Here is a 24,220-nt window from a genome sequence, read left to right as displayed (position 1 = left end):
TGGCTCCAATACCTGGCCATCGGGTGATGAACGTGCGGTCAGTGTTGCGCCAGCAGCTGTCCGAAGCCCTCGATCTGGTCGGGGATTCCGTTGGTGCGCAGGGCATGCCAGTAGGTGGCGGTATTGACCGCGATCACCGGGAGGCCGAGGCGCTGTTCGGCGTCGGCCGCGATTGCTCCGGCACACATGTTGGCCCCGAACTGGACGATGGCACGAGGCCGGGTCTTCGCGAGGCGGTCGAATCCCTCCTGCACGGTTTCCCTTGTGGTGTGCGCGATCTGCACTGCGCTGGGGGCGCGCAGGTGGATGGCGTCGTGCAGCTGGTAGCCGCAGTTCTCGACGAAGGTCCGCAGATGTCCCTCGGAGACAGGTTGGTACGGGGTGAGCAGTGCGATCGGCCCTTCACTCACGCCGAGCGCACGCAGCGCGGCCGGTATCGCGTCGCCGGCATGGACGAGCCGCAGTTCTTCGCCAAACTTTGCTCGAAGTCGTTGCTGGATACCGTCGCCCGCTTTGGGGTCGCCGTACACCGCCTCGATCGAGACGCCGAGGACGATGCAGTCCGGCTCGCAGGTCAGGACCCGCTCGACGGCGTCGTCGAGACCGCGATCGATGTCGCGTACCAACAGTTCGAAATCGTTGTCGTTGCTGGTGATCCGGTCAGGGATGTGAATGCGCCCGATGTGGTTGGTGACACCTGGAGGCCGCATGTCGTCGTATTCGGGCTGAACGACGGTATTCACCGAGGGCGTGACGACTCCCAATTTCAGTCGCCAACCCAACGCATCGGCCATGAGCGATCTCCCTCGAGTGGTAGGGCCCTGAGTTGCCGAAAGGCAATCGGTGCCCTTATTGCATACACGCTCAGTCGCAATCCTAGCAAGGATTGAAATAGTTATGAGGAAGACCTACATTGCATACACATCCAATCATGACCGGCGGATTTGCTGCCGCAATGATGAAAAGGAGAGCGAGATGGCCACACTCACCACCCGCAAACTGACCGATGTCGTAGGGGCCGAGCTGGTCGACGTCGATGTCGACCGCTTGCGCAACGATGCCGAATTGCCCGCGGCGTGCATGTCCGCGCTGGAAGAACATGGCGTTCTGCTGCTACGAGGTCTGCCCATCGACGACGAGGTGCAGGTTGAATTCTGCCGGAAACTCGGTGATGTGGTGCAATTTCCGGCTTACCCGAATCCGGACGTGATGGAGATCAGTTTCGAGCCGTCGAATCCGAATGTGCGTTACTTCTCGAGTAACGACCATTGGCATTTCGACGGTTCAATGGACGAGACGCCGGCGAAAGCTGTGGCCCTGACGGCGCACGTGCTCGCGAGCGACGGCGGCGAGACGGAGTTCAGCAGCACATATGCGGCCTACGACGTCCTGACCGAAGACGAGAAGGAACGATATGCGGGCCTGCGGGTATTGCATACGTTCGAGGCGATACAGCGGCGCAGCTACCCGGACCCGACACCGGAACAGCTCGAGGACTGGGCGACGTGGCCTGAACGTGAACATCCACTGGTGTGGGAACACCGGTCCGGGCGACGGTCACTGGTCTTCGGGCACAGCGCCTCTCACGTCGTGGGGATGGATTTCGATGAGGGCCGCGCGCTGTTGGCCGATCTGGAGAAGCGCGCCACCTCGCCGGATCGGGTGTTGCGGCACGAGTGGCAGGTGGGCGACATGGTCCTCTGGGACAACCTCGGTCTGCTGCACCGAGCCTGTCCCTTCGACCGGACGGAGGCGCGTCGGATGCATCGCACCACCCTCGCCGGAACCGAGCCGATCACCTGAGCAGCCACGGCATCCCCAGAGGTCACGACATACAGAGGAACTGAACATGCAACTGAAAGACAAGGTCGCCGTCGTCACCGGGGCCGGCTCCGGTATCGGGAAGTCGATCGCGCACAGGTTCGCCGCAGAGGGGGCGAATGTGGTGTGCGCGAGCATAACCGGGCGCGCTCTGGACGTTGCCGAGGAGATCGGCGAGGGTGCGGTAGGCGTCAAAGCGGATATCAGCAAGGAGGAGGATGTCCAGCGCATGATCGCGACCGCGGAAGAATCGTTCGGGCGGGTCGACATCCTGGTCAACAATGCCGGCTTCGGCGGCACCATGATGCCCCTGCATCTGCAGAGTACCGAGGATTGGGACCGCGTTCACGATGTGAATCTGCGCGGGGTCTTTCTGTGCATGAAATACGGGGTTCTGTCGATGCTCGAGTCCGGCGGCGGATCCATTGTGAACATCTCCTCGATGACGGCCATGGTCGGCTTCAAACATCACGGTGTCTACGGTGCGGCCAAGGCCGGGGTCAATCAGCTGACCAAAACCGGGGCCCTCGACTACGTGGACAACAACATTCGGGTCAATGCGGTGTGCCCGGGGACGGTGTGGACGGGTTTGGTCGCCATGTCCAAGGAGTATCCGGAGCCGCCTCCGGGAGCTACCCGGGTGCCGGGCATCCCGATGGATCGTTGGGGTATGCCCGACGAAATAGCCTCGGCAGCATTATTTTTCGCCAGCGATGCATCCTCGTATATCACCGGTGTGCTGATGCCGGCCGACGGTGGCTACTCGGTGGGGTTCTCGGGGATGGGTGCCGAGAAATCGGGGCGGACTCCTGCCTGACGCCCAGGTCCTCGGTCGAAGGCCGAGCAGCCTTCAACGAGTCGAGGAGAGCGGTTCGCTGTTCTCGCCTGCCGTGTTCACCTCGAGCTGGGCAGCGGAAATGCTGAACTTGGGGATGAACCAGGCGATCCCGAAGGAAAGCAGCGAGGCCACGGCGCCGCAGGCCATGACGATGCGGAACGCGCTTTCGGTGGGAACGGTCGTCGAGCCCACCGACATCGTCATCTGAGCCAGGATCACCCCGGCGATGGCACTGGCGAAAGATGTTCCGACAGAGCGCATCAATGTGTTGAAACTGTTCGCGGCACCGGTTTCGGTCTCCGGTACCGCACCCATGATCAGGGCGGGCATGGCGCCGTAGGCCAACCCGATGCCGAAGCCGATGATGATCGAGATGAGCACCATCTGCCAGATCGAGTGCATGAACATCACGCCGGTTCCGTATGCGATGGCCACGGCGATCGCGCCGAACATCAACGTGGTCTTGGGACCTCGGGTTGTCGTGATGTGCGCGGACAGCGGCGAGACCAACATCATCATCAATCCGGAGGGCGCCATCACGAGTCCGGCGACCAGCATCGACTGCCCGAGGCCGTACCCGGTGGCGGTTGGCAACTGCAAGACCTGGGGGAACACCAGACTCATCGAGAACATGGCGAACCCGAGAACGATGGAGGCCATGTTGGTGAAGAGCACCTGGGGTCGGACACTGACCCGCAGGTCGATCAGCGGTTGCGGCACCCGTAGTTCCCACCAGCCCCAGATGACGAAGAATGCTGCGGCCAGGATCGCCAGACCGGTTGTCGTCGAAGAGGTCCAGCCCCAGTCGGCACCCTTGGAGATCGCGAGCAGCATCGAGACCAACGCGATCGACAGTGACAGTGCCCCACCGAAGTCGAAGCTACCTCCGCTCCGGATATTCGATTCGGGCACAACAACAATCACCAGCACGGTGGCGATGATGCCCATTGCGGCCGACGCCCAGAACAGAACGTGCCAGTTGGAGAACTCGGCGATCAGGGCGGAAACGGGTAGACCCAGCGCGCCGCCGACCCCGAGTGAGGAACTCATGGTCGCGACGGCGCCGGGCAGCTTCTTGGCAGGCAGCATGTCGCGCATGACGCTGATGCCCAGAGGGATGACACCGGCCGCCATGCCCTGCAGCGACCGGCCGACGATGAGGGTGACGATATCGGAGGCCAGTGCGCAGACCGCCGAACCGGCGATGAGTAGCGAGAAGCAGACCAGCAATATGCGGCGTTTGCCGAACATGTCGCCGAGACGGCCCATCATCGGGACGGAGACACTGGCCGCGAGCAGGGTGGCGGTGATCGCCCAGGCGGTGTTGGACGCAGACGCGTCCAGTAGTCCCGGCAACTGAGGGATGATCGGAATGATCATGGTGTGGGTCAGGGCGGCGACCACACCGGAGAACGCCAGGACCGCGACGATGGCGGCCGGTTTGGCATCGATGGGCTGGTCAGGGCCTGAGTTTTCGGCGGTCGACATCGGCAGACTCCATCAGGCGCGCTTTCGAGAGCATCAATCAGTCAATTGACTTACCTAAAACTAGATCCCGGTTGTGGTTCAGTCAACTGGGAGGGGTCGGGGGTGATCCACGTCATCGCTTCGAATCTCGGGAACCTGACGGCCCGCTGCTAAATCAACTGATTGACCAGGTGGGCGAATGAAGGTTGAATGGCGTCAGGAACGGGCCATATTCCTCTCGTGGCCCGGCCTGAAGTACAAGGTGGAAGTGGACCGATGACTGCGACGGCTGGATCAAAATCGACGCGTGCGGTGGCGACACGCGAGCTCATCCTCACCGCTGCCGAACGACTCTTTGCCGAAGAGGGCGTCTTCGCGATTTCGAATCGCCAGGTGAGTGAGGCCGCGGGACAAGGCAACAACGCGGCAGTCGGATACCACTTCGGCACCAAGACGGATCTGGTCCTGGCGATTGTCAACAAACACTCTTTGCAGATCGAGGAGTGCCGCGCGAAGCTGCTCGAGGAAACCGAGGGTTCCACTGACATCCGCGCGTGGATCTCGTGTCTCGTACGGCCGTCGACGCAGCATATGGCCGAACTCGGCACCCCGAGCTGGTACGCGCGTTTCAATGCGCAGGTGCAGACCGATCCGTCCCTGCGGCTGCTGGCTTATCAGCAGACCGAACGGGTGTCCCCGTCGTTGACCCCGATGGTGCAGGGCCTCGGGGCGACGCTTGCGCACTTGCCATCGGACGTCCGCGTCGCACGCGCCACGATGGGACGACTGCTGATGACGCACATGTGTGCCGAACGCGAACTCCAGCTGGCGACCGATGACACGGCTGACGCTGCGAGCTGGGACGACTTCGGAACCGATCTGATCGATGCCATGGCGGGTATGTGGACCGCGCCCGTGACCCGCTGAGCGCACCTCACACAACACAGGCCGACGACCCGATGAGGGGCGCCGGCCTGTATTTTTTGGTGCTTGGCTACTTGGAGACCGGTCGGTGGAAGGCAGCGAGCTGGACGCCGGCTGCCGCCAGTCCGACACCCGCTGCCAGGGCGGCACCCTGGTTGGTACTGAGCCTGCTGTCAAGACCCAGGGCGCGGTCGACGCTGAAGCGGCCGGGTCCGATGGCGGCCAGGGCCACCGCGGCGGCTGCGAGGTTGGCGACGTACTCCCAGCCCTCCGAGGTGATGAAGAAGCCGTTGGGCTGATGCACCGAGCGGGCGGCGACCGCCATCGTGCCGACGACCGCGGCCGCGGCGAGGGGGGTCCCGGCTCCGGCGACGATCGCGGCCCCGGCCCCGACCTCCACCACGGCAGAGGCCTGCGCCTGCAGCTTCGGCTGACGGAAACCGATCGATCCGAACCATCCGGCAGTGCCTTCGAGGCTGCGGCCGTGCTTGATGCCGTGGGCGATCATGGTCCCGCCGATGGCGGCGCGAAGCAGCAACTGCACGGCGGTATGGTCGGATTTCGGTGCGCGGAACAGGCTAGTCATCGGTGCGGGGACCCTTCGTTCGGTACGTGTGCGTCAAATCTCACTCATGAAGGGTGTACCACCTCGTCACACCTTCCGGCGCGGCGAGGGGCCGAACTGCCAGGAACTACGGCAGCAGTGCAGCCCGGCCGACGGTGATCGTGATCGCTCCATCCTTGCGTGCCAAGGTCCCCGGTGACGGTGTCTGATCGAGAATCTTGCCGTCGTCGGAACTACCGAGCGGGACGTTGCGCGGGACCGTCGTGATGGTGCCGCGTTCCCATCCGGCCGTCGCCAGTTGTGTCTCTGCCTGGGCGGCAGTGCGCCCACGCAGATCGGGCACCACGTACATGTTGCCGCGACTGACCGTCACCTGGATGACGCTGCCTTCGTCCACCTCTTCGCCTGCGTTCGGTGAGGTGCTGATGACCGTGCCCTGCGGCAGTTCGGAATCCGCCTCGATCGGTGAGATCTCCAGCTGTAGCTGCGTCAGATTGGTCCGTGCCTGTTGCAGTCGCTGGCCGGTCAGGTCGGGCACGGTGACCAGGCGGGGCCCGGTTCCGACCTGCATCGTGATCAGAGTCGTGACGGTCTCGGTGCTGCGTGCCGGCGGGTCGGTGCCAACCACCTTGCCCTTGAGCTCGGCGGTGGAACTGACCTCGACCGATCTGACGTTGCCGAATCCGAGATTGTTCAGTTCGGCGGTCGCCAGATCCAGCGTGCGTCCCCTCACGTCGGGCACCTGCTGGCGCTGCGGACCGGCCGAGACGTACAGCGTCACCGTCGAGCCCTTGTCGGCCGATACGCCCTCACCGGGTGTGGTGCGTGTCGGATTGCCCTCGGGGACGGTGGCGCTCGGTTCATCGCGCTGGTTGACGCGGAAACCCATCGTCTCCAGTTCGGCTCGCGCGTCGGCCGCGGACATGTCCGTGACTCGTGGGATGGAGATCTGTGGCGTCTCGTCCGAAGCCCACGGCCGGATCAACAGCAACGTGACGGCCACGACCGCCAGGACCGCAAGTGCGCTCAGGGCCGCATATTTCAAGGCCTTGCGACGCTTCGGCGGCGGATCGTCATCGCCGCGGCCAGGTGAGCCCGTGCCACCGACCCGGGCAACCCGGGCACGGGGCCCGGTGTCGATCAGGGCGGTACGGTCCTCGTCGCTCATCACCATCGGTGCACTCGGCTTGCCGCCGGCGAGCACCTTGATCAGATCCGAACGCATCTCGGCGGCCGACTGGTAGCGGTTCGCCGGGTTTTTGCTCATCGCCTTGAGCACGATCGAGTCGAGCTCGGGTGGGATACCCGGACGCACCGACGACGGGATGGGCGGATCCTCCCGGACGTGTTGATAGGCCACGGCCACGGGGGAGTCACCGGTGAACGGGGGCTCTCCGGTGAGCAGTTCGAAGAGCACACAACCCAGCGAGTACACGTCGCTGCGGGCGTCGACGCTCTCTCCACGGGCTTGTTCGGGCGACAGATACTGGGCGGTGCCGATGACCGCAGCCGTCTGGGTCATCGAGTTGCCGGTGTCCGCCATGGCACGGGCGATGCCGAAGTCCATCACCTTGACCGCACCGGACTTGTCGATCATGATGTTCGCCGGCTTCACGTCCCGATGGACGATGCCGTTCTGGTGCGAAAAGTGCAGGGCCGCAGCAACATCGGCGATCCAGGTCATCGCTTGACGGGGGCTGACATGACCTTCGGCCCGCAGCACGTCGCGCAGGGTTTCGCCGTCGACGAACTCCATCACGATGAAAGGCAATGGCCCCTCGGGTGTTTCGGCCTCGCCGGTGTCGAACACCGACACGATGGTCGGGTGATTCAGTGCCGCCGCATTCTGGGCCTCGCGCCGGAAGCGGAGGTAGAACGTGGGGTCGCGGGCGAGGTCGGCGCGCAGGACCTTGATCGCGACGTCGCGATGCAGCAGCAGGTCGCGGGCCAGATGGACCTCGGACATGCCACCGAAACCGAGCGTCTCACCCAGTTCGTAGCGTTCTGAAACCTGCCTGGGGACAGCCATCAACCACCATTCCCGGAATCAGGACCCGTGGTCGTGGTCGTGGCATCAGCCGCGTCGGAAGCGCTCTCCTCGCGGGCAGGCAACCCGGGGATCGAGATGCTCGGCAGCGTGAAGATCGGGCTGCGCTCCGTTGTGGTGGTCGTGGTGGTCGGCTCCGGCGTTGTGGTGGTCGTGGTGTCCTCGGTTGTGGTCGTCGTCGTGGTGGAGCGGGTGGTGGTTGTGGTTGTTTTCTCGGTGGTCGGCGGCACCGTCGTGGTGGTCGTCGTTGTCCGGGGCCTCGACGAACTCGGCGACGGGGTGTCGGGGTCGTTGTTGGAGGACATCAACAGGAAGCCGACGGCGATGAGCGCTCCGAGGAGCAGCAGCACCGCGACAGCGGCCAGCGCCTTTTGTCCGCCCGACCAGCCGTCCTGCGACCCCGGCGGAGGCGTTGCCGGTCCATTCGGAGGTGGGGTGGCCCGAACGGCGCTGGTGCTGGCAGGCGGAACCATCGCCGCGGTGGCGGGACGGGACGCGGCCGCGGCCGAACCGGGTTGCGGCGGACGACGACCGGCGCGCACAGCTGCGACGGCGTTGGCGAACTCGCCACCGTCGGCGTAGCGCTGAAGGGGGTCCTTGGCCATCGTGATCTCGATGAGTTCACGAACATTGGTCGGCAGATCCGCAGGCAGCGGCGGCGCTTCTTCGCGGATGTGTTTCATCGCCACGGTGATGGCGCCGTCCCCGAGGAACGGGCGGCGACCGGAGATCGCCTCGTAGCCGACGACTCCGAGCGAGTACACGTCTGACGCCGCGGTCGCGTCTTCACCCAGCGCCTGCTCGGGCGAGATGTACTGCGCGGTACCCATGACCATGCCGGTCTGGGTGACCGGGGCGGCGTCGACTGCCTTGGCGATGCCGAAGTCGGTGATCTTCACCTGACCGGTCGGGGTGATCAGGATGTTGCCGGGTTTGACGTCGCGGTGGACCAGACCGGCATCGTGCGCGGCCTTGAGAGCCCGGCCGGTCTGTTCGAGCATGTCCAACGCATTGTGCAACGACAGCCGTCCGACCCGGGACAACACCGCGTTGAGCGGCTCACCGTTGACCAGTTCCATCACCAGGTAGGCGACAGACCCGGCACCCGGGTCCTGCGCTTCGCCGTAATCGAAGACGTTGGCGATGCCCGGATGATTCAGCTGGGCGGTGGTGCGGGCCTCCGTGCGGAAGCGTTCGAGGAACTCGGGATCGTCGGAGAACTCGGCCTTGAGCACCTTCACGGCGACACGTCGGCCCAGCCGGGTGTCCATGGTTTCCCACACCTGGCCCATGCCGCCGGTCGCGATCAACCGCATCAGCCGATAACGGCCGGCGATGGTCGTCCCACCTTGCAAACTCACGCGGTCACCTCTCACCTACGAGCGCGTTGATGACCGCGCGCCCGATTGGAGCGGCCGAGGAGCCGCCCGTTGCCTGTAGTCCTCCATCGCCGTTCTCGACGATCACCGCAACCGCGACCTGGGCATTGCTCGACGGCCCGAACGCGATGTACCAGGCGAACGGGGTCTCGTCGGCGCCCTGGGTATCGGAGTGTTCAGCTGTGCCGGTCTTCGATGCGATCGGCACCGGTCCGCCGGCACCCGTGGTGTTGCGCTCGGAATCGACCATCATCGCGGTCAGCGTGGCCGCTGTCTGCGCGGAGATCGGTTCGTTGAGTGCGTTCGGTCGGGTGGTGTGCAGTGTCTTGAGGTCGGGAGCCTGGAGTTTATCCACGAGATAGGGCTGCATGCGAACTCCACCGTTGGCGATCGTTGCCGCGATCATCGCGTTCTGGATCGGGGTGAAGCGGACGTCGCGCTGGCCGATGGAGCTCTGGCCGAGCGCGGCGAGGTCTGGGATCGGGCCGACGGTGGACTCGGCGACCGGGAGCGGCGTGTTGGGCAGCTTGGCGTCGACGCCGAAGGCATTGGCCTGATTCTTGATCGTCTCGATGGGGTTCTGCAGCTTCGAGGTGGACAGGTCGACAAATGCCGTGTTGCACGAATACTCGAGCGCCTGATGCATCGTGACGCTGCCTCCATTGGAGGCGGGGCAGGTCTGGTTGCCGTAGTTGGTGAGCGAGGTCTGCGTCTGCGGCAGCACGATGCTGTTGTCGGCGGTCAGCCGGGTGTTCTCATCGAGTCCCTCTTCCAGTGCCGCCGCGGCCGTGATCACCTTGAACGTCGAACCGGGTGGGTAGGTCTCGTTGAGCGCGCGGTTCAGCATCGGCTGATAGCCGGTGGCATCGGCCGGATTCCAAGCGGCCCATGCGTCTTCGCGAACGGTCGCGTCGTGGCTGGCCAGCAGGTTCGGGTTGTAGCTGGGGGTGGAGACCATCGCCAGGATCGCGCCGGTGCTGGGATCGAGCGCAACCACCGCCCCGCGGCAACCCCCGTTGCAGCCGGCTGTCATCTGTTCGTAGGCGACCTGTTGCGCCCGCGGGTTGATGGTGGTGATCACGTTGCCGCCGCGCGGGTCGCGGCCGGAGAACATGTCGGCAAACCGCTGCCCGAACAGGCGGTCGTCGTTGCCGTTGAGGAACGAGTCCTCGGCTTGTTCGAGGCCGGAACTCCCGTACTGGAACGAGTAGTAGCCGGTGACGGGGGCGTACGCGTCTGCCCACGGGTTCGGGTAGGTGCGCAGGTACTGCAGTCGATCGTCGGTGGGGACGGACTGGGCGATGACGTCGTTGCCTGCGGTGATCTGGCCCCGCTGGCGTGAGTACTCGTCGAGCAGGACCCGCTGGTTGCGGGGATCGGCCCGGAGGTCGTCGGCCTTGAAGACCTGGACATAGGTGGCGTTGATCAGCAGCGCGAGGATGATCACCATGACTGCCGTCACCACGCGACGGATGGGAATGTTCATGGGCGTTTCACCATTTGCGTGGGTGCATCTGCGATCGGAGTCGGTTTCTTCTTGGTCGGGTCGGGTTCACGCGCGGCATTGGACACGCGGAGCAGCAGCGCCACCAGGATGTAGTTGGCCAGCAGCGAGGAACCACCGTACGACATGAACGGCGTGGTCAGACCGGTCAGCGGGATGAGCTTGGTGACACCACCGACAACCACGAAGACCTGCATGACGATGGTGAACGACAATCCGGTGGCGAGCAGTTTGCCGAAGCTGTCGCGCACCATGATCCCGGTTCGCAGTCCGCGGGTGACCAGGACCAGATAGAGCATCAGGATCGCGGCCAGTCCGACCAGCCCGAGCTCTTCACCGATCGTCGCGATGATGAAGTCGGTGTTGGCGAACGGCACGATGTTCGGGCGGCCCGATCCCAGACCGGTCCCGAACACACCACCGGTTGCCAGTCCGAACAGCCCCTGCCCGACCTGATAGCCCTGCCCGTAGAAGTCGCTGAACGGGTCCTGCCAGATGCTGACCCGGACCTGGAGATGTGAGAACAGCTGGTAGGCGAGGATCGCCCCGAGTGCGAACAGACTGAGGCCGATGATGAGCCAGCTGACCCGTTCGGTCGCCACATAGAGCATCACCAGCATCGTGGAGAAGATCAGCAGCGACGTTCCCAGATCCGACTCGAACGCCAGGACGCCGATGGAGATGACCCAGGCTGCCAGCAGGGGACCGAGGTCGCGGGCCCGGGGCAGGTCCATGCCGAGGAAGTGTTTGCCCGCGGTGGTGAACAGGTCGCGTTTCGAGACCAGCAGGGACGCGGTGAAGATGATGATCAGGATCTTCGAGAACTCACCGGGCTGAATGTTGAACAGCGGCGTGCGGATCCAGATCTTCGAGCCGTTGATCTCCGACATCGACGACGGCAGGATCGCCGGGATGGCCAGGAAGATCAGGCCGCCGAGACCGAGGATGTAGCTGTACCGCGACAACGTGCGGTGGTCGCGGATCAGGATCAGGACCGCAACGAACGCGACGATGCCCAGGACCGCCCACAGCACCTGTTGATCGGCGTCATGGGTGCGGTCGATGGGGCTGGCGGTCTCGCCGTTCTGTCCGGTGCCGAGGTCGAGACGGTGGATGAGCACCAGGCCCAGCCCGTTCAGGGTCGCGACCAACGGCAGGATCACCGGATCGGCATAGGGCGCAAACCGGCGGACCACTATGTGGGCAAACCCGAAGAGCAACATATAGGCGCCGATGTACTTCGCGATATCCCAAGTGACGCTTTGGGATTGAGCGAACTGAACCAGGATCAGCGCGGCGAAGACGATGACGGTGGACAGGCCGAGCAGGGCAAGCTCGAGGTTGCGTCCGGTGTATGGCCGGGCGGGGCCCGGTGCTGGGGTCTGGGTGACTGCGGCCTGTGACATCAGCGGCCCCGACAGTTCCCCGGCGGTGTGACCGGTGTCGTCGGCAGCGGCGGCATCGTGCTGGCCGTGCCGGATTGCGGAGCAACGGTTGACGTCGTCGTCGAATCACCGGGCGCCGGTGCCGGTGTCTGTGGTTGCGGCGTGACCGCTTCGGTTGGCGCCGACGTCTCTTCCGGGCACAGCGACAGCAGGTTGTCCATCAGGTCGCGGACCTGGGATTCGGCGTCTCCGAGCGATACCGGGTCGCGGCCGTCGAGGGAGGCAGGCGCGGTCCCGGTCAGGTCGGAGACCTCCAGCGGCACGCAGTCGGCAGGCCGGTTGCCGTAGTCGACCAGCGTGACGGTGGGGTTGTCGGTGTCCATGCCCTTGGTGCAGGTGATCTTGCTCAGCTCGTGCAGGCTCATCCCGAGGACCGAACCCGGTAGCCCGCGATAGACCACGACCTGGCCATCGGATTGGCCCACATAGTAGTTCGACCGGACGATCGCGCGTCCGACGAACAGTCCACCGATCAGCAGGGCGATGATCCCCACGGCAACGCCTGCGAGGATCCATTTGCGGCGCGGGTGTGCCTGCCTGGGTTCGGGTTCGGGTGTGCCGATCGTCGGGCGACGCGGGGTCTGCGCGGGCGGCCGCAGCGCCGCCGCCCGGCCGGCCGAGGTGCTCGGATCGGGGACGTACTCCTGGTCGTCGCCACCGGCAGCACCACCGACGATCGGCCGGCTCTCGCCGTAATCGACATCGACGACGTCGGCGATGACCACGGTGACGTTGTCCGGACCACCGCCACGCAATGCGAGTTCGATGAGCCGGTCGGCGCAGTCGCGGTGGTTCTCGACCGACAGCATGGTGTCGCGGATCGTCTCTTCACTGACCACGTCCGACAGGCCGTCGCTGCAGAGCAGATAGCGATCGCCTGCCCGTGCTTCACGCACGGTCAGCGTCGGTTCGACCTCGGTACCGGTGAGCGCCCGCATGATCAGTGAGCGCTGCGGATGCGTGTGGGCTTCCTCGGCCGTGATCCGGCCTTCTTCGACGAGGGTCTGCACGAACGTGTCGTCGCGAGTGATCTGGGTGAGTTGACCGTCGCGCAGCAGATATCCGCGGGAATCGCCGATATGGCAGAGCCCCAGCCTGGAACCGGCGAACAGGATCGCGGTCAGTGTGGTCCCCATGCCGTCGAGCTCGGGAGCCTCGGCGACCTGATCGGCGATCGCCTGATTGCCGCGCCGGGTGGCCGCGTCGAGTTTGGCGAGGAGGTCTCCACCGGGTTCGTCGTCATCGAGGGGCCGCAGCGCCTGGATGACCAGTTGGCTGGCGACTTCACCGGCCGCGTGGCCGCCCATGCCGTCCGCAAGGGCGAGTAGACGGGCACCGGCGTAGACCGAGTCTTCGTTGTTGGCGCGGACCAGGCCACGGTCGCTCCGCGCGATATAGCGCAACACCAGTGTCACGGGCGCAACTCAATCACGGTTTTGCCCACGCGTACCGGAGTTGCGATGGGCACCCGCACAGCGGTGGTGACTTTCGACCGATCGAGGTAGGTGCCGTTGGTGGATCCGAGGTCCTCGACGTACCAGTCGTCACCCCGGCGGATCAGGCGTGCGTGACGCTCGGAGGCGTATTCGTCGGTGAGGACGAGGGTGGAGTCGTCGGCCCGCCCGAGAAGGACAGGCTGGGTGCCAAGAGTGATGCGGGTATTGGCCAGCGCACCATGGGTGACCACGAGATATCGGGCAGCGCCTTTGACCCGGGCCGGTGAGCCCTGGGTCCGGCGTTCGAACCGGGTTGGCGGTCGTTGGCCCGTCGCGGCATAGACATCGCTGCGGATAACTCGGAGCACTGCCCAGATCATCAGCCACAAGAGCAGCAGGAAACCGACACGCGTCAACTGCAGCACTATGCCTTGCACGTTTTCTCACCTCCTGGGCCAGCCATCAAAGTCCAGTGCATCTTATGGCCCAGTGGCCTCTATGTAGCTACTCGGATGTGTCACCAGCTCGAAGAAAGTGAGTCGGGTCATGCCGGGGTCGGTGGCCGGAGCCCCCGCGCCCGTCGGGTGAGCGGTCTACTGGAAGCGAACGGTGATGTCCGAATGTCCCACGCGGATACGGTCGCCGTCAGCCAATTCCCAGCTGCTGACCTGGACATCGTTGACCGTGGTGCCGTTCGTGGAGTTCAGGTCGTTGAGCAATGCGCTCGATCCGTCCCAGCGAATTTCCACGTGGCGACGCGAGACTCCGGTGTCCGGTAGCCGGAACTGCGCATCCTGTCCGCGACCGATCACGTTGGAACCGTTACGCAATTGAAAGGTGCGGTTGCTGCCGTCTTCGAGAAGCAAAGTGATGGAGCTGGGCGCGTAGCCGGCCGGCGGCGCGTAGCCCTGCCCGGCATAGCCACCCTGCGGATCCGGTGCGGCGTAACCCTGCTGGTCGCCGGTGTAACCCTGCTGGTCGCCGTAACCCTGGTCGTAGCCGCCCTGCTGGTAGCCCTGGTCGTATCCGGGCTGTGCGTAGCCGCCCTGCTGGCCGTAGGCGGGCTGCTGCTCGTAGCCGCCCTGCTGGTAGCCCTGGTCGTATCCGGGCTGCTGGGCGTAACCCTGGTCGTAGCCGCGCTGGTCGTATCCCTGCTGGTCCGGTGCGCCTGCGCCCGGCTGCTCGGCGGGATAGCCCTGGTTGTAGCCGCCCTGCTGGTAGCCCTGGTCGTATCCGGGCTGTGCGTAGCCGCCCTGCTGGCCGTAGGCGGGCTGCTGTTCATAGCCGCCCTGCTGGTAGCCCTGGTCGTAGCCGCGCCGGTCATAGCCCTGCTGGTCGTACCCGTCCTGCTGGCTGTATGCCGCAGGAGCGGCATCGGCGTTCTGGTCTTCGGGCTGGTACGGCTGCTGACCGGGAGGCGGATAGGAGCCCTGTTCGTAACCTCCGCGCTGGTCATATCCGGAGTTCTTGGTCATGGGAACGGCTCCTACTGGTGGGATTCGGTTTGGTCCTGCGGGTTGCGGCCCTGCCTGTGGACGGGGCGGGGGCGGCCCGGGCGGGCCTACCTGTTGGTCACCCGGTGAGGGTACGGGCATCGGGCGAGCATCGGGGTTAACTGCACCTCGAGCCCGGAACTGACCCGTGTGCAGGGTGGGTGACTGGGCAAACTCGACAACCACTTCGCCGTACGTCTGCCACCCGTTGTCTCGGATGAAATTCTCGAGGTGCTTGGAGAACGTTTTGCGATTCAGTTCGTATTCCGCCGCCATCTCCTGATGGTCGGTCGAACTGACCACCAGGGTGTACGCGTTGGGCGCGAGTTTGCTGCCGTCGCCGAGGTCTTCGAGACGGTCTTCGGCCTCGCGCTGAAGCGCGTTCTCGACCTCTTGAGGTGCTACTTTGCCGCCGAAGACTCGGGCGAAGCCGTCATCCACCGCACCTTCGAGCTTGCGTTCGATTCTTTGCAGAATCCCCATCACCGACGACCTCCCTCCGCATTGTCAGCGTGTCGGCGTGCCAATCGTGCTTTTTGATGATAGCGACTCATCTGTTTCATGGGCACTCCAGGGAGAACATCTGCACCGTCTGCCACAGATGCCCCATATCCGTCCCACTATCCGTCCCTCCAATATTGCAGTCATCGACAGGGGATGTCGCGCGGCGCGAGATTCATACAGTCACCGAGCCATCGACGGTGACGTGGTCACCGCAGACTTGGGCGGGAAAGTAAACGTAGCCTGGTGGAGGCGCTCGAGGTCGCCACCGAGCAGTTGATCCCGGGCGACGAGGTCATCGTGGTCGTCGATCACAACCGTGCGCTGCATGCAGAGCTGGTCAAGCGATACGACTCGGTGATCCGAGTGGTGGGGAACGCCGGCACCCAGGGGTTGTCCGGTGCCCGGAATACCGGCAGTGCACTCGCCGACGGTGACGTGATCGTCTTCCTCGACGACGACGCCTACCTGCGCGCGGGTTCACTGGCCGCCACCCGTCGCGCTTTCGCCGAACCGGACGTCGTGTGCATCGGTGGCCGGGTGGTCGCGGACTGGCAGTCGGGCCGGCCCGGCTGGTTCCCCGACGAATTCGGATGGGTTGTCGGCTGCGACTACCGGGGCCTGCCAGCCGATGGCGGATCGATACGCAACCCGATCGGCGCGGCGATGGCGGTGCGCAGAGCAGAACTGGCTGCGGCAGGTGGATTCAGCAACCGGCTCGGGCGTGTCGGTTCGGTTCCGGCCGGATGCGAAGAGACGCTGATGGGTATCGAACTCCAACGGCAGAATCCGGACGCCCGGATCATCCGACACGAGGGCCTGGCCGTCGACCACCTGGTCACCGCCCAGTGAAGCACGTTGCGCTACTTCGTTTCCGCTGCATGCACGAGGGGCGTTCGAAGGCGGTGCTCTCCACGATGGTGGGATCCGAACGCGGACTGGCCTCCGAACGGTCCTATGTGCTGCGGACGTTGTCGTCGGGGCTCTGGAATCAGGTCCGGGCCGTGCTCGGTGGAGATCTACACGGTGTGACGCGGGCTCTGATGATGGTCGTCGGTCTGGTTGTCACCGCAGCCGCGACGCTGACGTCCTCACTGGTGGCAAAGATCGGTGGGACCGGGTCGGAACCCGAAGGGCACCAGAGTAATCCGGGCACTGCGCTGACGCCCGATGAACTTGTGACGGTGGTGATCCCCACGGTTGGACGGGAGTCGCTGCAGCGCACCGTTCAGGCACTTCTCGATCAGGATCATGAACAGACCGAGATCTTGGTCGTCAACAACCGGCCGGGTCGATCCGATGTCGCTGCATTGCTCAGTGACTTCACCGATCCCCGAATTCGAATCGTCGATGAGGCGAAACCCCCGGTGTTGTTCGTACGCAGTCATTTCCGCTACCGCACTGCCGGCCGTCAACGATGACCGCTCAGCTCGACCGGCCCGCATCCGGAAAACCGGGGCAGGGCCTTATGAACACGCCCTCGACGGCGCAGATCCGGTACCCGGGTTCGCAGCAGTGCCGGCACATCGGGCAATCGGATCGATGTCCGCTCCCGGGCGATTGCGGTGGTGTACAGGGCCGGTCGCGACGTGGAGGACTGGTCGGCTCGCATTGCGACATGTGCGACCGAGGTGAGGATCTCGCGGTACCGGAAGCCCCGGAGGTCGGCTTGCCAGGAGGTGTCGAGATCGTGGGCCGCCACTTCGGCCAGTACGTCGTCTCCGACTTTGAACAGGTCAAATGTGTGACTGCTGAAGTGGGTTGAGATCGAACCCGGTCGGTACAGGTACCAATAGAGGGGCTCATCGATGAGGGCCACACGATCGGCGCGCAGCCCGAGGCGCACCAGCGGCGCGAAGTCCTCGTAGCTCTGGCCTTCTTCCCATGGCCGGCTGCCGAGTATCTCCCGCCGAAAAATCTTGTTGCAGGCGTACGCCTTTGCGCCACCCCTGATCAGGAGGTGGGCGAAGTCCTGCCCGGACATCTGCGGGGGTGCCGTAGAGCGGTTCGTCCACCCCGAGGTCGTTGTTGTTCTCGTCGACTCGGCGCGTACGGGTGCAAGCGAAGTCGGCGCCGTATTTCACAATGGCCGTTGCGGGCAACTCGATGAAGTCGGGGTCGGCACGGTCATCACTGTCGAGAAACCAGATCAGGTCACCGGTAGCGAGGTAATCGCGACTGTTGTAGATCGGGATGACCACACTGACCGTGGCGGGGGTGGTGCGCACCGAGAGGAACTCCTGTGACCAGCGCAACGGATTGACCATCCGGGTAGGTGCGTTCTGCTTGGAGAACGCGAACAACCAAAACGTCGACAACAATCCGGTTCTCCTGGCGGCCTGTTCCGGAACCCAGGCACAGCAATGGAATCTGGTGGAGGCGACGCCTTCCACGCCGCCGACCACGACCACGCCGCCGCCCACAACTCCGGGCCCGTCTCCATCGGGCCAGTCGGTTCCGAAGGCAAACCTGCAGGGGTGGCGCAACATCTTCTGGGACGACTTCACGAAGAATGCTGCGGTGGGCAGCTGGGGCAGCGAATGCGACGCGAACAAGATCGCCTACACCGGTGCGCAGGGACAGCGGTGGCGGGCCTATCCAAAGTGTTATCGCGACTCCTACAACGCCCGGCCTTACCGGTCAGACGCAGTGCTCAGCGTGAAGAGTGGCGCACTGAATTTCGGGACGGAGAGTTCGATTTTCCGGAAGGGGAATTGGGCGGGACTCCGAATGGCTATCACCACTATGCCGGGGCGGCGGCCTGCCCGGCCTGCCAGGAGACCGCGACCAATCTGTCGGCACGGTTCACCGACTGGCACACCTACACGATCGAGTGGAGCCCCGGACGTATCCGATTCCTGCTCGATGGCGCGGTGGTACTCGACAGTCCGCGGAACGTATCGGACAAGCCGATGCGCTGGCAGTTGCAGACCGAGACGAAGGGGACCGGCCCGGCATCGGGAAACCTGCTCGTGGACTGGGTTTCGGTGTGGGCGTACTCGCCCTAGCCGACACGCGCCATCGGAAAGCCTAGAAGGGCTGTCCGAGTAACACTGCGATCAACTGAAATGGCATTGTCACGAACATCGCGGCAACGAAGAGTGGATATCGCACGGGGTCGCCAGCCAGATAACCCTCGGCGAGCCATGCCATCGTGTCTGCTGCAGATCCCATGTGTCTCTTCCCTTCACCGCTTCGATCCGTCGGATTGCCGGTATCAAAAGGATTGTCGACGCCGAAGGCCGCTTTGTTACACAGATCACTTATGGGTTCTGCAGTGGAAACGTCGCTTACGGATGATTTCGGAGCAGTGCAACGGTGTCGCCGACGGCAAGGTTCAGTGCGGCTGCTACCGATTGCTGTTCGTGGACAGTGTCATAGAACGTTGCCGTGAAGGTCATGTCGCCGTCGGCCATCGCCGACGTCACGGTGATCGATGCGTTGCCTGCGGGATCGCTGGCGACCAGGAACTGAGCCGGGGCAGTGTCGTCCCAGGGGATCGTCGCGGTGCGTGGAACGGTGTTCAGGCTCGAATAGAGCAGGGACACACGATATTCGGAGGTATTCGCTGAATCGGATACGGGACGGCTGCGCCCGGCCCGGCAACGACTTACCCTGACCTTGAGACTCGACACCACGAGGTTGGCGACCGGGCGGCCGATGGTGAACGCTTCTGTGATCGCAGTCTGCAGCGATTGCGGCGTGACACCGGGGCCGTAGTCGAAGTCGAGTCCGGCCGCGAAGTTGGCGAGGGTGTGCTTGTTCTTCGGTAGATACAGGCGTGCGTCGAAGGGAAGCGTCACCCGATCGGTTGGTTCGATACCGGCTTTCTCGAAGGCCGCACGCAGGGCCAGCACGATCAACGTCACCACGGAAACCCCGGGCTGGTGCTCATCACGCCACGCTCGTAGCCCGTCCAGACTCGCGGCCGGTATGCGCGCGATCGCGGTTGCCGGGATGGCCGTCACCGCCGCCGGTCGGACGGCGGCATCGGCGGGCTCACGTGTCGCCGAGATGGGCGTCAGGTCGCGGTTGCGGCGGTACCAAACCGCCATCCGGAGTAGACGGCGGGGATCGGCATAGGTGCGCACGGCCGCGGTGATGAGCGGTGGCAGGGCAGTGCGTCGCCACAGGTCAGGATTCAGGGGGTCGACGCCGGCGAGTATGACCTCGATGAACCGGGACAACAGTGCGATGTCGCCGACACCGTGGTTGTAGTCGATCAGCAGGTACTGGCCGGCGACCCCGACTCGGGTTCGCTTGATGCCGGGCTCGCGGAAGGACGTGAGCAGGGCCTGGGGGTCATCGGTGGGTGGGAGGACGACAACCCGGTCCGCGACATCGGCCGAGCACTTCCACCGGTTGTCCGAGGTCGCCCAGAGGCCGATCCGGGCAGCTGGGCCGACCTGGGCGAGCCGGGTGTACCGGTCGAGCACCACCTGTGGATCCAAACCCGAGATGGGGCCGATACCTGTTTCATGGTTCGCTAAGGGTACCCATACAACTGCGTGGAGTGTGGCCCCGGACCGGCAAACCGACGGACTGAACAGCGGATTTCTGTCCGGGTGGCCGATCGTGTTAACGTCTCATAGTTCTTTTCGGAGAGATCCGGAAGGGGCAGCCACGGGCGAGTGGCGGAATGGCAGACGCGCTGGCTTCAGGTGCCAGTGTCCTTCGGGACGTGGGGGTTCAAGTCCCCCTTCGCCCACAGAGAGCAGTTCAGCTCACATGCAGTACAGAGGTCAGGTTGCAGAAATGCAGCCTGACCTTTTGCTTTCTCAGCAAACTCTGCTGGGACTGCCCCGCTTTGGTTGAGTGCAGTGACCTGCCGGGTGCTCGGCTTCTCGGCCCAAGCGTTCTAAATGGCGCAAATGCCCAGTCTCACAGCGTAACCGGGACAATGCCCGTCTGATCAATGCCGCCATGGAGTCGTTCTTCGTCTCCGGCGGCGTAGTGGCGGACAGAACGTCAACGATGAACCAAGGCTCCTAAGTGGTCACACCACGTGCTTCAACAATGTCGGATCCGCTGCTGAGGTAGCCGTTTGCGGTTGAGCGGTGTTGCGAGCCAGGGCCAGTTGTCTGCTTTGAAGTCGCCGCGCTCAAGGCGTGATGGCCGGGCGAACATCGAGACAATCACTGTCGTCGACGGCGAAGATAGGGAGACTGTTCCTTCCAGAGGAACGATCAGGATAGGCCGATTGTCCTGGCAGTATCCGAATCGGCGGAACGTTGAGCGGCCAGTTAGTCGTTGACGGTGCTTCCGGTCACAAAACGCTGTGGTACGGTTTTCGCATCCGTAATGCCAGAGCGTTTCTCTCAAAGGAACGGAGTTGATGTGGCTTCTTCTGCACCGCTAGACGGTGTGCGAGTTCTCGACGTTTCGACGATCCTGGCCGGCCCGCTCGCCTGCCAGATCCTCGGCGACTTCGGTGCCGACGTCATCAAGATCGAGCACCCGCGCGACGGCGACAACATGCGCGGCCACGGCCGCAGCAAAGACGGCGTGCCGATCTGGTGGAAGGAGATCAGCCGCAACAAGCGCACCGTGGCCCTCGACCTCAAGGACCCGCGTGGCGGCGAGGTCTTCCGCAAGCTCGCCCGCACCGCTGACGTCATCGTCGAGAACTTCCGTCCCGGCACCTTCGAGCGGTGGGGGCTCGGTCCCGACGTGCTGCTCGAGGAGAACCCCGGCCTGGTGATGGTCCGCCTCACCGGCTTCGGCCAGACCGGCCCGTACGCCTCGCGCGCCGGATTCGGCACCCTCGTCGAGGCGATGAGCGGTTTCGCGGCGGCCACCGGCCAGGCCGACGGCCCGCCGACGCTCCCGGCGTTCGGGCTGGCCGACAGCATCTGCGGCATCGCCGCGTCGAGCGCGGTCACCATGGCGCTGCGCCACCGCGACAAGACCGGAGAGGGCCAGGTCGTCGATATGAGTCTGCTCGAGCCGATCATGGCCGCCGTCGGCCCCGGCCCGACCGTCTACCAGCAACTCGGCGAGATCGGGCAGCGCCACGGCAACCGCTCCACCAACAACGCGCCGCGCAACATCTACGCCACCAGCGACGACGGCTGGGTTGCCGTCTCAACCAGCGCCCAGCGGATCGCCGAGCGCGTCATGGAGATCGTCGGACACCCCGAGGTGATCGACGAGCCGTGGTTCGCCACCGGCGGTGGCCGCGCCCAGCACGTCGACATGCTCGACGACTACGTCGGCGGCTGGATCGCGCAGCGCACCCGCGACGAGGTCATTGCCGCGTTCACCCAGGCCGGCGCCGCGATCGGGCCGGTGTACGACGCGAAGGACATCGTCGAGGACCCGCACATCCGCGAGACCCAGATGCTCGTCGAGGTCGACGACGCCGACCTCGGCCCGATGCTGCAGCACAACGTCATGTGGCGGATGAGCAAGTCTCCCGGCGAGATCCGGTTCACCGGCCGTGACCTGGGCGAAGACACCGATGAAGTACTGACGGAGGTCGGCGTGAGCGCCGACCAGATCACCGAACTGAAGGAGAGTGGGGTCATCCGATGACCGACGCATTGCTCAACGCCGTCCAGCAGGGCACGGACGTCATAGACCTGGGACGCGAGCTGCGCGTCGGCATGCCGCAGTCGCCGAATCACCCGCAGTTCTGGCACACACTGCCGCGCCGCCACGGTGACATGACGCGCGCCGACGGCGGCAGCGCCGCCAACGACATGATCACCATGGGCACCCACGTCGGCACCCACATCGACGCGCTCGCTCACGTCTCGCACGACGGCAAGATGTACGGCGACGTCGACGCCAAGCAAGCCGGTGTCGGCGGCAAGTACGTCGAGCTCGGCGTGCACACCATCGAGCCGATGATCCGCCGTGGCGTCCTGCTCGACGTCGCCGGACTCAAGGGCGTCGAGTGCCTCGACGGCGGCGCCGAGATCACCGTCGCCGACCTGGATGCCGCAGAGGCCGCCGCGAAGGTCACCGTCGGCGAGGGTGACGTCGTCCTGATCCGCAGCGGATGGGGCAGCAAGTTCCCCGACGGCGCACCGTATGTCGGCGGCCCGACCGGCGTCCCCGGCGTGAGTGAGGCCGGCGCCCGCTGGCTCGCCGATCGCAAGGTCCACGCGGCCGGCGCCGACACCATCGCTTTCGAGCGCCTCGCGCCGGGCGAGGGCCACGCCCTGCTGCCCGCACACCGCGTTCTGCTGGTGGAGAGCGGGATCTACATCATCGAGGCCCTCGACCTGGAGAAGATCGCCGACGCGGGCTGGGGCGAGTTCACCTTCGTCCTCGTCCCGATGCCGATCTTCGGCGCCACCGGCTCGCCGGTGCGTCCGCTGGCGGTGCGCAGCCGATGACAGAACTGACTCTCGCGCAGCAGCTCGCGAAGTTCGCGGTCGGCACGTCGTACGAGACACTGCCCGCCGACGTGGTGGAGAGCGTCAAGATGCGCGTGCTCGACACGCTCGGCATCGCGACCGCCGCCAGCACGCTGGAGACCAGCCGCGCCGCCCGTGAGTGGGCGCGCCGCCAGGGCGTGGCCCGGGACGGCTACGGTACGTCGGGCATCGGTGTCACCGAGCCGCTGCCGGCCGCGCAGGCCGCGTTCGTCAACGGTGTGCTCGCGCACTCCCTCGACTACGACGACACCCACCTCCCGTCGGTTCTGCACCCGAGCGCCTCGGTGATCCCCGCGGCGCTGGCCGCCGCCGAGCAGGCCGGTGCCGACGGCCGCGCGGTGATCCGCGCGATCGCCGTCGGACTCGAGGTGTGCGTGCGCATCGGCATGGCCGGCTACGACCGTGAGGCAGGCAACTCGACGTTCTTCGAGCACGGCCAGCACGCCACGTCGATCTGCGGTGCGATGGGCGCCTCGGTCGCCGCCGCCCTACTCGACGGCGCCGACGAGAAGCGCATCGTCGACACGCTCGGCGTCACCGCGTCGATGGCCTCGGGAATCATCGAGGCCAACCGCACCGGCGGCACCGTCAAGCGCATCCACTGCGGGTGGGCCGCGCACGCCGCGATCAGCGCCGCCGAACTCGTCGGCCTCGGACTGACAGGCCCGCCGACCGTCCTGGAGGGCCGCTTCGGCTTCTTCCAGGCGTGGCTGCACGGCACGTTCGACGCCTCGGAGATCACCGACGGACTCGGCACCGAGTGGGCCGTCCCGGGCATCTTCTTCAAGCCGTACCCGGCCAACCACTTCACGCACGCCGCCGTCGACGCCGCCGCCGCACTGCGTGGGCAGGGCATCGGCGTCGACGACGTCGCCGAACTGATCCTGGGCGTCCCCGAGCAGAACAAGCGCACCATCGGCGAGCCGATCGAGGTCAAGCGCACGCCGGAGACCGGCTACATGGCGCAGTTCAGCGGACCGTACGCGGTGGCCATCGGCCTCCTCGGCGGTGGCGGACTGGGGGCGGGCCTGGATGACTACACCGACGAGCTTGCCGTCGATCCGCGTCGCCGCGAGATCATGGCCAAGGTGGACGTCGTCGCCGACGCCCGCTGCACAGAGATCTTCCCGGAGCAGTTCCCCGCGGTCCTGACCGCGCGGCTGACCGACGGCCGGGAGGTCGTGGCCGAAGTGCTCACGACACGGGGCGGGCCGGCACGGCCGCTGTCCTTCGAAGAATTGACCGCGAAGTTCCGGGACAACGCCCTGCGGGTGCTGTCGACCGACGAGGCGGACCAGTTGGCCGACACCTGTCGCCGACTGGACGAATGCGCCGACCTGCGAGGCCTGCTGGCTCCGCTCACCGGTATCGACGCACCGACCCCCGGCTCGCACTGACGAGCCCCACCAAGACTG

The 24,220-nt window shown here is 65.1% G+C and carries 23 protein-coding genes and 1 tRNA gene; 10 read left to right on the top strand and 14 right to left on the bottom strand.

Going from position 1 to position 24,220, the window contains the following annotated elements:
* Positions 1 to 38: 38 nt before the first annotated feature.
* Positions 39 to 794 carry a maleate cis-trans isomerase family protein gene (locus tag AC1TPF_RS03095; protein WP_482142601.1) on the bottom strand — a complete coding sequence of 252 codons (756 nt, stop codon included), beginning with the start codon at positions 792 to 794 and terminating at the stop codon, positions 39 to 41.
* A gap of 181 nt (positions 795 to 975) precedes the next feature.
* On the opposite strand from AC1TPF_RS03095, the gene AC1TPF_RS03090 reads away from it, so the two are divergent.
* Both AC1TPF_RS03090 and AC1TPF_RS03085 read left to right on the top strand, forming a co-directional pair.
* Complete coding sequence (locus AC1TPF_RS03090; protein ID WP_482136560.1) at positions 976 to 1,803, top strand: TauD/TfdA dioxygenase family protein; 828 nt, start codon at positions 976 to 978, stop codon at positions 1,801 to 1,803.
* A gap of 46 nt (positions 1,804 to 1,849) precedes the next feature.
* On the top strand, positions 1,850 to 2,638 hold the full coding sequence (locus AC1TPF_RS03085; protein ID WP_482142600.1) for an SDR family NAD(P)-dependent oxidoreductase: 789 nt from the start codon (positions 1,850 to 1,852) through the stop codon (positions 2,636 to 2,638).
* 33 nt (positions 2,639 to 2,671) lie between these two features.
* Here the strand turns inward: AC1TPF_RS03085 and AC1TPF_RS03080 are convergent, their stop codons facing one another.
* On the bottom strand, positions 2,672 to 4,147 hold the full coding sequence (locus AC1TPF_RS03080; RefSeq protein ID WP_482142598.1) for an MFS transporter: 1,476 nt from the start codon (positions 4,145 to 4,147) through the stop codon (positions 2,672 to 2,674).
* A gap of 255 nt (positions 4,148 to 4,402) precedes the next feature.
* Here AC1TPF_RS03080 and AC1TPF_RS03075 point away from each other — a divergent pair, with 255 nt between their 5' ends.
* Positions 4,403 to 5,053, top strand: coding sequence for a TetR/AcrR family transcriptional regulator (locus AC1TPF_RS03075; RefSeq protein WP_482136563.1), 651 nt, complete (start codon positions 4,403 to 4,405; stop codon positions 5,051 to 5,053).
* 67 nt (positions 5,054 to 5,120) lie between these two features.
* On the opposite strand, the gene AC1TPF_RS03070 is transcribed toward AC1TPF_RS03075, so the two are convergent.
* The 8 genes from AC1TPF_RS03070 to AC1TPF_RS03035 all read right to left on the bottom strand — a co-directional run bounded on the left by AC1TPF_RS03070 (position 5,121) and on the right by AC1TPF_RS03035 (position 15,402).
* Positions 5,121 to 5,636, bottom strand: a complete 516-nt coding sequence (locus AC1TPF_RS03070; RefSeq protein ID WP_482142596.1) for a DoxX family protein — start codon at positions 5,634 to 5,636, stop codon at positions 5,121 to 5,123.
* Between the two features lie 106 nt (positions 5,637 to 5,742).
* On the bottom strand, positions 5,743 to 7,644 hold the full coding sequence (gene pknB, locus AC1TPF_RS03065) for a Stk1 family PASTA domain-containing Ser/Thr kinase (RefSeq protein ID WP_482142594.1): 1,902 nt from the start codon (positions 7,642 to 7,644) through the stop codon (positions 5,743 to 5,745).
* Positions 7,644 to 9,023 carry a protein kinase domain-containing protein gene (locus AC1TPF_RS03060; protein WP_482136566.1) on the bottom strand — a complete coding sequence of 460 codons (1,380 nt, stop codon included), beginning with the start codon at positions 9,021 to 9,023 and terminating at the stop codon, positions 7,644 to 7,646. The genes pknB and AC1TPF_RS03060 overlap by 1 nt, the downstream gene beginning before the upstream one ends.
* A 4-nt stretch (positions 9,024 to 9,027) precedes the next feature.
* Positions 9,028 to 10,527: a peptidoglycan D,D-transpeptidase FtsI family protein gene (locus AC1TPF_RS03055; RefSeq protein ID WP_482136567.1), complete on the bottom strand. Its 1,500-nt coding sequence runs from the start codon at positions 10,525 to 10,527 to the stop codon at positions 9,028 to 9,030.
* A complete protein-coding gene (locus AC1TPF_RS03050; RefSeq protein ID WP_482142592.1) occupies positions 10,524 to 11,951 on the bottom strand; it encodes an FtsW/RodA/SpoVE family cell cycle protein in 1,428 nt (475 codons plus the stop codon). The genes AC1TPF_RS03055 and AC1TPF_RS03050 overlap by 4 nt, the downstream gene beginning before the upstream one ends.
* Complete coding sequence (locus AC1TPF_RS03045) at positions 11,951 to 13,405, bottom strand: PP2C family protein-serine/threonine phosphatase (RefSeq protein ID WP_482136569.1); 1,455 nt, start codon at positions 13,403 to 13,405, stop codon at positions 11,951 to 11,953. Before AC1TPF_RS03045 ends, AC1TPF_RS03050 begins: the two co-directional genes overlap by 1 nt.
* Positions 13,402 to 13,863, bottom strand: a complete 462-nt coding sequence (locus tag AC1TPF_RS03040; RefSeq protein WP_482136570.1) for an FHA domain-containing protein FhaB/FipA — start codon at positions 13,861 to 13,863, stop codon at positions 13,402 to 13,404. The genes AC1TPF_RS03045 and AC1TPF_RS03040 overlap by 4 nt, the downstream gene beginning before the upstream one ends.
* A gap of 156 nt (positions 13,864 to 14,019) precedes the next feature.
* Complete coding sequence (locus AC1TPF_RS03035; RefSeq protein WP_482142590.1) at positions 14,020 to 15,402, bottom strand: DUF3662 and FHA domain-containing protein; 1,383 nt, start codon at positions 15,400 to 15,402, stop codon at positions 14,020 to 14,022.
* A 264-nt stretch (positions 15,403 to 15,666) separates the two neighbouring features.
* On the opposite strand from AC1TPF_RS03035, the gene AC1TPF_RS03030 reads away from it, so the two are divergent.
* Positions 15,667 to 16,272 carry a glycosyltransferase family 2 protein gene (locus AC1TPF_RS03030; protein WP_482142589.1) on the top strand — a complete coding sequence of 202 codons (606 nt, stop codon included), beginning with the start codon at positions 15,667 to 15,669 and terminating at the stop codon, positions 16,270 to 16,272.
* A gap of 29 nt (positions 16,273 to 16,301) precedes the next feature.
* Positions 16,302 to 16,841 (top strand): glycosyltransferase family 2 protein, encoded by a 540-nt coding sequence (locus AC1TPF_RS03025; protein WP_482142587.1) that lies wholly within the window; start codon positions 16,302 to 16,304, stop codon positions 16,839 to 16,841.
* On the opposite strand, the gene AC1TPF_RS03020 is transcribed toward AC1TPF_RS03025, so the two are convergent.
* Together AC1TPF_RS03020 and AC1TPF_RS03015 are read right to left on the bottom strand one after the other, a co-directional pair.
* Positions 16,832 to 17,266: a hypothetical protein gene (locus tag AC1TPF_RS03020; RefSeq protein WP_482142586.1), complete on the bottom strand. Its 435-nt coding sequence runs from the start codon at positions 17,264 to 17,266 to the stop codon at positions 16,832 to 16,834. The two genes, AC1TPF_RS03025 and AC1TPF_RS03020, sit on opposite strands and share 10 nt — an antisense overlap.
* Positions 17,223 to 17,975: a glycosyltransferase gene (locus tag AC1TPF_RS03015; protein WP_482142584.1), complete on the bottom strand. Its 753-nt coding sequence runs from the start codon at positions 17,973 to 17,975 to the stop codon at positions 17,223 to 17,225. The genes AC1TPF_RS03020 and AC1TPF_RS03015 overlap by 44 nt, the downstream gene beginning before the upstream one ends.
* Positions 17,976 to 18,134: 159 nt before the next feature.
* Between AC1TPF_RS03015 and AC1TPF_RS03010 the strand changes: the two genes are divergently transcribed.
* On the top strand, positions 18,135 to 18,428 hold the full coding sequence (locus AC1TPF_RS03010) for a glycoside hydrolase family 16 protein (protein WP_482142583.1): 294 nt from the start codon (positions 18,135 to 18,137) through the stop codon (positions 18,426 to 18,428).
* Between the two features lie 22 nt (positions 18,429 to 18,450).
* Here the strand turns inward: AC1TPF_RS03010 and AC1TPF_RS03005 are convergent, their stop codons facing one another.
* Both AC1TPF_RS03005 and AC1TPF_RS03000 read right to left on the bottom strand, forming a co-directional pair.
* Complete coding sequence (locus AC1TPF_RS03005) at positions 18,451 to 18,594, bottom strand: hypothetical protein (protein ID WP_482136577.1); 144 nt, start codon at positions 18,592 to 18,594, stop codon at positions 18,451 to 18,453.
* A gap of 116 nt (positions 18,595 to 18,710) precedes the next feature.
* The gene (locus tag AC1TPF_RS03000; RefSeq protein ID WP_482142581.1) at positions 18,711 to 19,871 is read right to left on the bottom strand and encodes a hypothetical protein; all 1,161 of its coding nucleotides are present in this window, start codon (positions 19,869 to 19,871) and stop codon (positions 18,711 to 18,713) included.
* A gap of 174 nt (positions 19,872 to 20,045) precedes the next feature.
* Here AC1TPF_RS03000 and AC1TPF_RS02995 point away from each other — a divergent pair.
* The 4 genes from AC1TPF_RS02995 to AC1TPF_RS02980 all read left to right on the top strand — a co-directional run bounded on the left by AC1TPF_RS02995 (position 20,046) and on the right by AC1TPF_RS02980 (position 24,202).
* A tRNA-Leu gene (locus AC1TPF_RS02995) sits at positions 20,046 to 20,128 on the top strand.
* 629 nt (positions 20,129 to 20,757) lie between these two features.
* On the top strand, positions 20,758 to 21,954 hold the full coding sequence (locus tag AC1TPF_RS02990; protein WP_482142579.1) for a CaiB/BaiF CoA transferase family protein: 1,197 nt from the start codon (positions 20,758 to 20,760) through the stop codon (positions 21,952 to 21,954).
* Positions 21,951 to 22,763, top strand: a complete 813-nt coding sequence (locus tag AC1TPF_RS02985) for a cyclase family protein (protein ID WP_482142577.1) — start codon at positions 21,951 to 21,953, stop codon at positions 22,761 to 22,763. The genes AC1TPF_RS02990 and AC1TPF_RS02985 overlap by 4 nt, the downstream gene beginning before the upstream one ends.
* Positions 22,760 to 24,202 carry an MmgE/PrpD family protein gene (locus AC1TPF_RS02980; protein ID WP_482142575.1) on the top strand — a complete coding sequence of 481 codons (1,443 nt, stop codon included), beginning with the start codon at positions 22,760 to 22,762 and terminating at the stop codon, positions 24,200 to 24,202. The genes AC1TPF_RS02985 and AC1TPF_RS02980 overlap by 4 nt, the downstream gene beginning before the upstream one ends.
* The last annotated feature ends 18 nt before the right edge of the window (positions 24,203 to 24,220 follow it).

This window comes from Williamsia sp. Y853, from assembly GCF_056786495.1.
The sequence above is the reverse complement of the archived record's forward strand: the minus strand, read 5'-3'. Positions and strand labels throughout refer to the sequence as shown.